This is a genomic window from Micromonospora sp. NPDC005173 (assembly GCF_040608515.1).
Taxonomy (GTDB): Bacteria; Actinomycetota; Actinomycetes; order Mycobacteriales; family Micromonosporaceae; genus Micromonospora.
The window spans coordinates 37,672-49,193 of the sequence record NZ_JBEXIK010000050.1 but is presented as its reverse complement, the minus strand read 5'-3'; the positions used below and the strand labels follow the sequence as shown (position 1 = coordinate 49,193).

Genomic DNA, 11,522 nt, shown 5'->3' with positions numbered 1-11,522 from the left:
CCGCCCCGCGACACCCACACCGGGTCCGCAGGGCAACCCTCGGCCGCGGCTTCCACCGCCACGTACACGCCACCCCCATCACCAACCGGGACGGCGGTACCGGCACGATGTCCGCTTCGCTGAGGATCACATAGGAAACCAGAGACGCTGGCGCTCCTTCATGGGCCTGCACGACTACCGTGGCCTCTACCGGGACCAGGTGCGACGCAGCGCGCTGGTTGTGCAGGGCATGACCTACCGGCCCAGTGGTGCGCTGGTCGCCGCCCCGACGATGTCCCTGCCCGAGGAGTTGGGCGGCGAACGCAACTACGACTACCGCTACGGCTGGGTACGCGACTTCAGCTTCACCCTGGAGGCGCTCTGGCGCGTGGCCTGCACCGACGAGGCCAACCTGCACGTCGGGTGGTTGGCACGGTCAATGGGCATGTCCGAGGGCATCGTGCCGATCATGTACGGGGTGGAGGGGGAACGGGACCTCACCGAACACCACCTCGAGCACCTCGCCGGCTACGCCGGCAGCCGCCCGGTACTGGTGGGCAACGACGCCTGGCGACAACGGCAGCACGACGTGCACGGTGAGGCGCTCAGCGCCGCGTGGCTGATGCGGCAGCAGCTCGACCCGATGCCGCCGGACGTCCGCCAACTGCTGCTCGCGATGACCGAGCGGGCCGCGCGGGACTGGCACCTGCCGGACGCCGGGATGTGGGAGGCGCGCGACGCCGATCGCCACTACGTGTCATCGAAGGTGCAGTGCTGGACGGCGTTGGACCGAGCCGTCCGCTTCGGGCCCCACCTCGGCTCCGAGGCGGACGTCGCCACGTGGGCAGCGGCACGGGACGAGGTGCGACGAGCCGTGCTGACCCGGGGCTGGAGCGACCGGCTGGGGGCCTTCACCGCAGCGTTCGACACCGATGAGCTGGATGCGTCGGTGCTGCTGATGCCATTGGTCGGCTTCCTTCCCGCCGACGACCGGAGAATGCGTTCCACCATCCGGATGATCGAGGAACGGTTGTCCCACGACGGCCTGGTACGCCGCTGGGAGGGCGACCCCGCAGGCTTCGTGATCTGCTCCTTCTGGCTGGTCAGCTGCCTGGCGCTCGCCGGCGAGCGCGACCGGGCCGGGCAGCTTTTCGAGCGGCTCGCCGCCCAGGTCAACGACCTGGGCCTGCTCGCCGAGCAGATCGACCCGCACAGCGGAGAAGCCCTGGGCAACTTTCCCCAGGCCTTCTCGCATATCGGCCTCATCAACGCCGCCGGGGACCTGACCGACCTCGACGCCGGACGCCGCCATCTGCCGCCGGCAGCAGAGCGGCTCATCCCCGCCAGCCAGGAGAGCGGTGGGTCGGTGGACGACGACTGACGGTGAACGGACGGCGGGGCGGTCAGCCCAAGCGTGTCCTTGGGCTGACCGCCGGCACTTGTCGATGCGCGCCTGATCTGAGCCTGGCGGATGCCGCCGGGTCAGTCGGTGGAGTTGGCCGCTTCGACGATGAGCTTGGTCACCACATCGGGGTGGCTCACCATGGCGACGTGTGAGGCGGCCACCTCAACAACCCCGCGAGCACCGGCCCGCTCGTACTCGAATCGCTCAAGCTCCGCCGGAATTGCCTTGTCGGCCGTGGCGACCAGACCCCAGGACGGGATGGCGTGCCACGCCGCCTCCTGCGTCGAGTCGGCGAACGACTGGGCGCTGAACGGCCGCTGGGTCGCGGACATCACCTTGGTGGTCGACTCCGGCAGGTCGGCGGCGAAGACCTCGCGGAACTTGTCCGGCTTGATGTAGAGGTCCGTGCCGGTCGAGCCGTCCGGGTTGGGGTACGGCACGTGGTTGAGCGCAGCCTGGATCTCACTGCCCGGGTACTTCGAGATCAGCTCCCCGAGCTTCTCGCCCGTGTCGGGCACGAAGGCTGCGATGTAGACCAGCGCCTTGACGTCAGGGTCGTTGGCAGCCGCGTTGGTGATCACGGCCCCGCCGTAGGAGTGGCCGACCAGCACGATCGGCCCCTCAATGCTGTCCAGCACGCTGGCGAGATAGGCCGAGTCGCTGGCAAGACCGCGCAGGGGGTTAGCTGGCGCCATCACCGGGTAGCCCTGGCCCTGGAGCCGCTTCACCACCTTGTCCCAGCTGTTGGTGGCGTCGGCGAAGCCACCGTGCACCAGCACGACCGTGGGCTTGTCCTTTCCCCAGCCGAAGTGGTGCATGGGTGCGGCGGAAGCCGTCGAGGCGAGTACACCCGCCACGGCGACGGCTGCACCGGCGGTTGCGATCCAGGCGGAGGGCCGCAGGAGATGGCGAAGGTTCATTTCTATCTCTCTCTTAGGGGGACACGAGGGCGCAGCGCAGCGCCCCGGCCGGTGGGAACCGGCCGAGTTGGTCAGGTATAAGGAACGGGCCGAATCAGAGTCGGCAGGAACTCACCCGGGCTCGGCAGCCGCTGTTCAGCCGGCTGGACACGGACCAAGGTGGCGTGGGAAGACCTGATCGCGAGCCGTCCGCGAAGGCAGGCGACCAGGGTCTCCACGGGGCGTCGGACTAGGACGCGGTGTTCGCTCCGCTGGCCGCGTCCTTGATCAGGGAGGCCACCGCGGCGGGCTGGGACACGTAGATCGAGTGGCTTCCGGCAGCCTCCGCCACCGTCGCGCCCGCACGCTCGCTCATGGCCCGCTGCGCGGGCGGCGGGATCATCCTGTCGTCGGTGGCGACCAGGTACCAGCTCGGCTTGCTGCGCCAGGCCGCCTCGGTCACCTGACCGCTCAGGGCGTCCACGCCCCACGGCACCTGCGAGTCAGCCATGAAGACGGCCTGCTGCGCGGGCACGTCGGCGGCGAAGGAGTCGGCGAACTTCTCCCGGTCGAGCAGCAGGAAGCCGTCCCGGGGCGGCAGGATCGGCGGCACCGGCGCGCCGGGCGGCGGGTTGGCGATGAGGGTCTGGACCGACTCCCCCTTGTCGGGAGCGAACGCCGCGATGTAGACCAGCGCGGCCACGTTAGGGTGGTTCCCGGCCTCGCTGATGACGGCACCCCCGTAGGAATGGCCGACGAGGACGACCGGGCCGTCCTGTCCGTCCAGGACCCACCGGGTGGCGGCCACGTCCCCCTGCAGCGAGACGGTCGGGTTCTGAACGATGGCGACGTTGAAGCCGTCCTTGGTGAGCTGGTCGTACACACCCTGCCAGCCGGACCCATCGACGAAGCCACCGTGCACGAGGACGACGTTCTTCGTCGTCGAATCTGCACTCATCGTGTTCCTCCAGTCTCTGAGCGCCACCGCGTGGCGCGTCTACGACCCTAGGGCGGCGTGGTGATGGCCGATTCAGTCATTTGACTTGCATCTACGAAGGCCCGGGCCGGACACCTTCCTGCCCGCGGCAGGCCTCAGGCCTACGCATGCGCGGCCTTCACCTGACGACCACCGCGTGATTACCTGCTCATCCAGGCCCTACACATGAACGACGTTCGATACCGGTTCAGCCCTTTGTGCCCGCCTGAGCCGTCTGCGCCCGGCCGCCTATTCATCCTTCCGCGATGGTTCGCCGATCTCTTTCGCCGACAGCTCCGTGAGGGCGTCCCGCAGACCGGCGCGAGAAGTGACGCCCAGCTTGGGGAACAGCTGGTACAGATGGGTGGCTACGGTGCGAGGGGAGAGAGCCAGCCGAGCGCCGATCTGTTTGTTCGTCATGCCCTGCGCCGCGAGCCTGGCGATCTGCTGTTGCTGGGGCGTCAGCACTGCGAGATGTGTGGCGCGACCGCTGGGGATGGCGAGGCCCGTTGCTCGCAGCTCGGCGCTGGCCCGCTCGACCCACGGCTCTGCCCCCAGTTGTCGGAAGGTTTCGAGCGCCTGGGTGAGATGCCGGCGACTTTCTCTGGTGGCCTTGATGCGACGGAGACGTTCCCCGTAGATCAGGTGGACCCGGGCCAGGTCAAAGGGCCAGCGCGTACCCGGCACCGAGAGCGCCTCCTCGAAGAGCTCGACGTCCCGACCGGCGGGAGCGGCGACAGCCTCGGCGGCGGACACGAGCAGCGCCAGACGTGGGGAAATGGCAGCGATGCCCGCCTGCCGTGCCGCGGCGGCGTGCGCTGCGGCCTCCCGGTGCCGGTTCGTCCGGGCAGCAGCCTCGGTCAGGTCCAGCACGAGCCACATCGCGTGGGCGTTGTGGGGGGCCAGGACTCCTGCCGGGCTGACCGCAGCCGCGTACTGGTATGCGGCCTCAACGTCCCCTTCACCGAACGCCGCCAACGCCCGCACGTGAGCGGCATAGCACTGCACCAGCGCGACGCCCCTGGGGGTGGCCCATCCAGTCATCTCGTCAGCCAGCGACGACGCTACGTCCGTCCGCCCCCGAGCAGCATGGATCAGCCCTCGCAGGAACACCCCGGGCCAGGTCAGCACCCGATAGCCGTGGTCGTCACACAGTTTGAGACCTTCCTCGATCGCGGCAAGGGTCCGGTCCCACTCCCCCGCGAAGAAGCCATCGTTGCCGAGCAGGAATAGTGCCTCGATTGCCGAGGCAACCGCACCACCGGCACGTCCGCTGTCCACCACTCGCCGCAAAGCGGCGCGGCATGAGACCAGCCGGTCGATGTAGGCGCACGCAATGCCGATCCGGACGATCCGGCTCGGGTTCGCCTCGTTCTCCAGGCCGGGCAGCATGGCGTCGAGCCGGTCAAGGGCTTCCAGTGCGGTACGAGCCGGGTCGGCGAGGGTCTTGCTGGTGATCCAGAGGAGTTCGGGGGTCCGGGAGCCGAGTCGGCTGAGTGCGGCGTCGAAGGGCGCGTACAACTCCGGCCGGCCGCCGAACAGGCAGACCAGGAGAAGCGTGTGCAACGCCTCGACGAGATTCCTCTCCTCAGCCAGGTCTATGTCGCTCTCCATCTCCAAGGCGCTGACGAGCAACCGGTGCGCCGTGTCGATGTCGCCGTCACCGTTCAGCAGTAACGATGAGGCCGCGACGGCCGCGGCCAGGGACACCGCACGCCCCGGGTCGGATCGGCGAATCTCGTCGAGCAGTTGGGTCACGCGGTGCAGGTCCCCGGTGATGTTTGCCCCGAGATACGCGGCCTCGGCCGTCCGGCGGCTCCGCTCGCGACCCGGAGGACTGACTTCGACGGCGCGGAGCAGGGCGGTGACCGCCCCCACCGCATCGCCACGCTGGAGGGTGGCGTCTGCGACTCCTTCCACGATGGAAGCGACCTCCGGGTCCGGCTTCACCACAGCTTCCACCAGATGCCACGCCCGCCGGCCGGGTTGGTCCTGGTAGTGGTCTGCCAGCCACCGGTGCGTCTCTCGGCGCTCCTCGCTCGTGGAGAGTTGAACAACAGCGGACCGCGTCAGCGGATGGCGGAACAGCATTCGATCCTCATCGCGGTCCAGTTGCACCAGCTGAGCCCGTTCGGCAGGCGCGAGGTTCGTCGACAAGTGCCCGACAGCGACACTGCCCAGTACGCCGAGGTCTCCTGTCCCATCGAGCACGGCGGCCAGCAGCAGGCGGCGCGTCGGCGCTGGGAGGCCCGCGATCCTGGCGACGAACACGTTCTGGAGCCGTCGGCTCAAGGGCAGTAGCGACGGCAGCCGAGTCTGCGCGGTGCGCTGCGGGCCGGTGAGCGATGCCGGTAGCTCCAGTAGTGCCAGCGGATTTCCCTGAGCCTCACCTACCACGCGTTGCCGAACGGTGGCCGCCAGCGCGGGAAACCGATCCGTCAGCAGGGCGGCTGATGCGCCGTCGTCCAGTGGATCAACCTCGTACTCGTCGATGCCGGTCCGATCGAAGAACCCTTCCTCGCCGGAGCGGAGCGCAGCGAGGAATGCGATCCTGCTGCCGGCCAGCCGGTGAGCGACGGACGCGAGCGTGACCGAGCTCGCCCGGTCCATCCAGGGAAGATCGTCGACCACGATTAGCAGCCCGCGCTCGCCGGCCGCCCTGTGTAGCAGGTCCAGCACGGCTCTCGACAGCGTCAGGGGCTCCGGGGGTGATCCGCCGCTCAGACCCAGGGCGACGGTCAGGGCCTGACGGTGCGCGGCGGCGAGCCGGTCGATGTCGTCGAGCAGGGGGTACAGGAGCTGGTTGAGCCCTGCGTAGCTCAGATCGGCCTCGAACTCCGCCCCGGCCGCCTTCAAAACTCTCGCGCCGGTCTCCGCCGCATGGTGGGAAGCTGACTCCAGCAACGCTGTCTTGCCCACCCCGGCCTCCCCCGTCAGCACGAGGGCACCGCCGGTGGAGACGGCCCGGTCGACGAACGCACGAAGGGGTCGGACGTCGGCCTCGCGCCCGACAAGTCGGCTGCCGGCGCCACCCCAGGTGGTGTCACGACCCGTCATCGCAGCCATTCCTCACACCAGCCTTCTGGCTGTCTCGGGTCAAGTCCGACGAAGTCGGGGACAGCTTCGCGGATCTGGTCCCGTCAGTTGTCACGATCGTCTGAGGGTAGCTTCGCGAGTGCGTCGCGGAGCTCGGCGCGAGATGTGACGCCGAGCTTCGGAAAGATCTGATACAGGTGTGTTCCCACGGTCCGCGGAGAGAGAAAGAGCCGTTCGCCGATCTGCTTGTTGGTGAGGCCGGTCGCCGCGAGTTGCGCGATCTCCCGCTGTTGCTCGGTGAGCGCGGCACGCTCCGCCGGCTGGGTGCCGGTGGAGAGTCCGGCCGCCCGTATCTCACGAGCTGCTCGCTGCTCCCACGGTTCGGCACGTAGCCGCTGGAAGATGCGCCGGGCCGCGGCAAGGGGCTCTCGCGCCTCTTCGACGGCCTTGCTCCTGCGGAGGTATTCGCCGTGGTAGAGCTTGATCCGGGCGAACTCGAACGGATGGCGGTCCGCGCCGGGAACGGCGAGTGCCTCCTCGAACAGGTCTCGCTTGCGGTCATCCGGCGCGGCGATCGCTGACGATCCGATGGCGATGAGCGCCAGGCGGGGCGAGATCTGGCGGAGCCGGGCGCGTTCGGCGGCGGCCGCGTGCGCTGCCGCTTCGCGGTGCCGTCCGGCGAGGGTGGCGGCGTCGACGAGGTCGAGGATGGCCCACATCGCGTACGGCAGGTGCGAAGCGAGAGTTCCCGCGGGGCTGACGGCGTTCGCGTGCCGGAACGCCTCCTCGGCCTGGCCCCGCCCGAGGGCAGCCAGTGCCCTGATGCCCGATGCGTAGGCGGTGACAAGGCCCACCCGCCTCGGCGTCGCCCAGGTGTCCAGGTGGTCGGCAACGGCGAGTGCTTCGGCGTTCTCGCCCCGCGCGGCCGCGATCATCGCCCGTTGGTGCATGATCGGCCAGCCCAGCAGCCGGTAGCCGTGACTCTCGCACAGCTCGAGACCCTCGCCGCACAGCTGCGACGCCCTGTCCCACTCGCCGGCGCTGAAGGCGTCATTGCCGAGAAGCAGGAGCGCTTGGATCGCGGCAGTGATCGCCCCGCCGGTCCTGCCGTGTTCGACGACGCGGGACAGTGCTGCACGGCAGGCGGGCAACCGATCGACATACCCCGCCGCGATCGCCACCCGGACGATGTGGCCCGGGTCGGTGTCGCTGGTCAGGCGTGCGACCGCCGTGTCGAGCCGGCCGAGCATGGGCCGCGCGAGCCGAACCGGGTCAGCGTAGGTCGTGGCAAGAAGCCCCAGGAATTCCGGGACGCGCGGACCAATCCGGTCGATCGCCGCGTGGACCGGTCGCCAGAGTTCGTCACGAGCACCAAACGAAGAGATTGCCACCAGGTAGTAGAGAGCTTCGACGAGAGTTTGATCCGGCGCGTGGCGGCCGGGGAGCGCATCGATGGCGGATACCACGGTACGGTGCGCCGAATCTACGTCCCCGTCGATGTGGAGTCGGTGCGAGGACAGCGCGACGGCCGAGGCCAGGGACTGCGTGGAGGCGGCATCCGCACGCCGCGCGTCGTTCAGCAGGTCGGGCACTCCGAGCAGATCACCGGTCACGTCCGCGCGGAGATAGGCGGCCTGGGCAAGCCGCCGGCTCTCGTCCGCGCCGTGCGGGCTCAGTTGAGCAGCCCGACGTAGTGCGGTGACGGCACCCACCGGGTCCCCGCGTCGCTGCATTTCCACTGCGGCCCGTTCAAGGAGGCCCGCAACGGACTCGTCCTTGTCGTCGGTCGCCTCTGCCAGGTGCACTGCCCGGCGGTACGGCTGGTCGTGCAACTGCTCGGCCAGTGCCGCGTGTGCCGAGCGTTGCTGGTCCGGGCTCGCCATCTGAACCACGGCAGACCGGACCAGGGCATGCCGGAATTGAAGTCGCGAGCGGCTCATATCGACATGCACCAGTTCGGCGCGTTCGGCGTGGGAAAGACCGCTCACACCGCCTTCCAAAGCAGAGGCAGCCTCGAGCAGGCGGATGTCTCCGGTGCCCTCGAGGGCGGCGAGCAGAAGCACCTTGCGGGTGTTGTCGGGAAGCTGGCCGACCCGTGCGGCGAAGATCCCCTCGAGGCGCTGGCCCAGCGGCAGGACGGCACGACCTGGCGCCACCTCCGCACCCTGCGGTTGGCTGAGCACTCGGGGCAGCTCGAGCAACGCCAGCGGGTTGCCCTCAGCCTGATCAAGGACAAGCTGACGCGCCCGCAGGCTCAAGGCGGGGAACCGCATCGTCACCAGGCAGGCAGCAGCGTCGTCGTCGAGTGGCTTGACCTCCAACTCGTTGAGTCCGGCGCCTTCGAAGCAGCCCCCCTCCCCCATCCTGAAGGCGGCGAGGAAACCCACCCGACTACCGGCGATTCGACGGGCGATGAAGGCGAGCACCGTGGCGCTGACCGCGTCGATCCAGGGCAGGTCGTCCACGATCAGGAGCAGTGACTGGTCGGCCGCTGCGTCCCGCAACAGCGACAGCGCCGCGTTCGCCACCGCCAACTGGCTCGGGGGCTGCCCCTCCGTGAGCCCCAGGGCGACACCCAGCGCCTGTTCCTGAGGCGGGCTCAGCCGGTCGAGCCCGGCCAGCAGCGGGGTCAGCACCCGGAGCAGACCGGTGTAACTCATCTCCGACTCGAACTCGACACCCGCCGCGCGGAGGACGCGGAAACCGGCTACCGCTGCTCGCGCCGCGGCTAGGTCCAACAGCGCCGTCTTACCGACGCCCGCCTCCCCCAAGACCAGCAGGGCAGCACCACCGGTCGCGCTGCCGGCGAGGAAGTCATCGAGCAGAGCCGCTTCCCCGCGGCGTCCGACCAGCTCGACTTCTGGCTGTTCCTGCGCCGTGCCGTCCTGCGCCGGGAGAATGGACCTCATCTCGCCGCCCCTGCTCACGGCCTTGATCGTACTCACGGCCGCCCTGACCAACGGCCGGTTCGCTCCGCGTCCCCCGCAGCAGGGGCCGCAGCGACCAGGCGACAGTCCTCCAAACCACGTAGCGGCGTGGGTGCCCCGCACCTGCTCTAACGGGGAATGCGGCGGTGGCGAGCCTGGGGTCGTACCGCAGGGCACGGACGATGGCCTCGGCGCCGCTCGACACCTTCACTGCAGAAGATGCGGGTGAGGTGGAACTCCGCCGAGCTGCGCGAGATGTGCAGCTGCCAGGCGATCTGGTTGTTGCCCAAGCCGGCACAGAACCCTCCGCAGCAGCTCCACCTCCGGCCGGCCAGCCCGGCCGGGAGCCCGCGCTGCGCCGACGTCGCCACCCGGCGGATGGTGGAGTGGGTCCGGCCATCCGGCTGGTCGCCGGATGAATCGCCGAAACCCAGGCGGAACGGCAACGCGCCGAACAACGCGAGCAGACGATGCCGGCTGCCGAAGTTCCGGACAGCATCGGCCGCCTCAACGAAGAGGAGATCATCGCCATCGTCGAAGAACTCGGCGACATGGTCACCGCGCTGCGAGACGCCGAACCCGAACACAAGCTGGAGGTCTACCGCAACCTCGGGCTGCGCCTGACCTACGACCCAGAACGCAAACGGTGTCGGGCAGATGTCGATCTTGCCACGCACCGTTGGAATTCGGTTTGTGTCCGAGGGGCGACACGAACCGTTGCCCCACCGCCGATGACGATCGGCAAGACTTTGAAGCTCATGCAAGTGTAGCCGCCTTGGTGACCTCTTCGGGCCCGGCGAAGTAGTCACCGACTAGGAGGCCCTGGTCAATGCGTTGCCGGCGAGATTGGCGTCGGTTACCTGACTGGGTTGAGGCCGCGTCGGAGCGCATCGACTGTTTCGGCGGCCTGGCGCCGAGATACGGCCGCGCCCGTGATGGTGGCTGATCGGTGGAAGGTGCCGGGGAACAGGTGCAACTCAACCGACACGCCGGCATTCAGCAGGCTGGATGCGTAGGCCAAACCCTCGTCACGCAGCGGGTCATTCTCGTAAACCGATACGTACGCCGGGGGGAGGCCGGAGAGATCGTCGGCGCGGGCCGGTGCCGCGTAGGAAGGAACGACCCCGTCACGCCCCCCCAGGTAGTGCCGCCAGCTCAGCACCGCATCACCTCGGTTCCACAGCGGGGTGTCGCCGAACGTACGCATCGAGGTTGTGCCCAGCCGGTCATCAACCTCGGGGGCGTCGAGCAGCTGGAAGCACAGAGGTGGTCCGCCGCGGTCGCGGGTTAGCAGCGTCAGTGCTACGGCGAGGCCGCCGCCGGCGCTCATGCCGTACACGCCGATCCGTGCGGCATCGACGCCGATTCCATCGTTTTCGGAGGCGATCCAGCGCAACACGGCCTCGCAGTCATGCAGGGCAGCCGGGTACGGATGCTCGGGGGCCAGCCGGTAGCCGACCCCCACGACGACTGCGTGCACTTGGGTGCACAAGTCCATGGCCTGTGCGGTGGCCGTCTCCAGGTCGCCCATAACGAATCCGCCTCCGTGCAGCAGGAGCAGAGCGGGAAGTGGGCCAGCGATGTTGGGCGGCGTGCAGACCCTGACTGGCACGCAGTTGCCATCCATACCAGGCACCTCGTGGTCGACAACAATGACCTCGCCCCCTGGGGGCCGTTGCGCGCCCGCAGCGAGCTCCCGCATCCGGGCGCGGGCCCCGGCGAGGTCGAGGCGAGCAATTCTGCGAGCACTGCCGCGACAACCACGAGATCAGCCTCGTCATCGACAACAGCTCCAGCGGGTACGCGGTCGGCTGCTACACCGGGCCAGGAGTCCGACGCTCCCCTACCGCTGCCGGCCATCAGCGTCACCGCGCTGCGGCACCGCTACCGGCAACAGGAGGCCGTCAGGGAGAAGGCCGGCGACGCCTGGCATGACACCGGCATGATCTTCACGACCCGCTACGGACTGCCGGTCGAGCCGCGGAACTTCAACCGCTCCTACAACAGCCGCATCGCCCGCGCCGCCGTCCCGAAGATCACCGTCCACGACGCCCGGCGCACCTGCGGTTCCCTGCTGGTCGACCTGGACGTACATCCCCGGGTCGCGATGGCGATCCTGAGACACGCCGACTTCTCGATCACGATGGAGATCTACAGCCAGGTCTCATCGAAAGCGACCCGGGAGGCCCTGCGGAAGCTCGGCCAGAGCCTGGATCAATGAGCCGTTGCTGTACTTCGCTGCTGTACAAGATCAGAAATGGCCACCCGGAAGATTCCGAATGGCCTCTGACCTGCGTCGG

General features: G+C 68.8%; 6 protein-coding genes and 2 pseudogenes. 2 read left to right on the top strand and 6 right to left on the bottom strand.

The genetic code is table 11. From position 1 onward, the window contains the following. Positions 1-1,360, top strand: a pseudogene (locus ABZV00_RS32305) (glycoside hydrolase family 15 protein); the annotation flags it as partial. A 101-nt stretch (positions 1,361-1,461) separates the two neighbouring features. On the opposite strand, the gene ABZV00_RS32300 reads toward ABZV00_RS32305, so the two are convergent. The 6 genes from ABZV00_RS32300 to ABZV00_RS32275 all read right to left on the bottom strand — a co-directional run bounded on the left by ABZV00_RS32300 (position 1,462) and on the right by ABZV00_RS32275 (position 10,849). Beyond that, the gene (locus ABZV00_RS32300; RefSeq protein WP_355613248.1) at positions 1,462-2,304 is read right to left on the bottom strand and encodes an alpha/beta hydrolase; all 843 of its coding nucleotides are present in this window, start codon (positions 2,302-2,304) and stop codon (positions 1,462-1,464) included. Positions 2,305-2,533: 229 nt separating this feature from the next. Beyond that, positions 2,534-3,241, bottom strand: coding sequence for an alpha/beta hydrolase (locus ABZV00_RS32295; protein ID WP_355613246.1), 708 nt, complete (start codon positions 3,239-3,241; stop codon positions 2,534-2,536). A gap of 267 nt (positions 3,242-3,508) precedes the next feature. Beyond that, positions 3,509-6,316, bottom strand: a complete 2,808-nt coding sequence (locus tag ABZV00_RS32290) for an AAA family ATPase (protein WP_355613244.1) — start codon at positions 6,314-6,316, stop codon at positions 3,509-3,511. Between the two features lie 83 nt (positions 6,317-6,399). Beyond that, a complete protein-coding gene (locus ABZV00_RS32285) occupies positions 6,400-9,222 on the bottom strand; it encodes an AAA family ATPase (RefSeq protein ID WP_355613242.1) in 2,823 nt (940 codons plus the stop codon). A gap of 128 nt (positions 9,223-9,350) precedes the next feature. Continuing rightward, positions 9,351-9,899: a hypothetical protein gene (locus tag ABZV00_RS32280; RefSeq protein ID WP_355613241.1), complete on the bottom strand. Its 549-nt coding sequence runs from the start codon at positions 9,897-9,899 to the stop codon at positions 9,351-9,353. A 179-nt stretch (positions 9,900-10,078) separates the two neighbouring features. Next, a complete protein-coding gene (locus tag ABZV00_RS32275) occupies positions 10,079-10,849 on the bottom strand; it encodes an alpha/beta hydrolase (RefSeq protein ID WP_355613239.1) in 771 nt (256 codons plus the stop codon). Between the two features lie 101 nt (positions 10,850-10,950). On the opposite strand from ABZV00_RS32275, the pseudogene ABZV00_RS32270 reads away from it, so the two are divergent. Beyond that, positions 10,951-11,443 (top strand): annotated as a pseudogene (locus tag ABZV00_RS32270) (tyrosine-type recombinase/integrase); the annotation flags it as partial. Between the last annotated feature and the right edge of the window lie 79 nt (positions 11,444-11,522).

What these genes read in the sequence shown, in the direction of transcription:
- ABZV00_RS32300 (WP_355613248.1), bottom strand. Translation starts at nt 2,304, where the DNA reads ATGAACCTTCGCCATCTCCTGCGGCCCTCCGCCTGGATCGCAACCGCC.
- ABZV00_RS32295 (WP_355613246.1), bottom strand. Translation starts at nt 3,241, where the DNA reads ATGAGTGCAGATTCGACGACGAAGAACGTCGTCCTCGTGCACGGTGGC.
- ABZV00_RS32275 (WP_355613239.1), bottom strand. Translation starts at nt 10,849, where the DNA reads ATGGATGGCAACTGCGTGCCAGTCAGGGTCTGCACGCCGCCCAACATC.
- ABZV00_RS32290 (WP_355613244.1), bottom strand. Translation starts at nt 6,316, where the DNA reads ATGACGGGTCGTGACACCACCTGGGGTGGCGCCGGCAGCCGACTTGTC.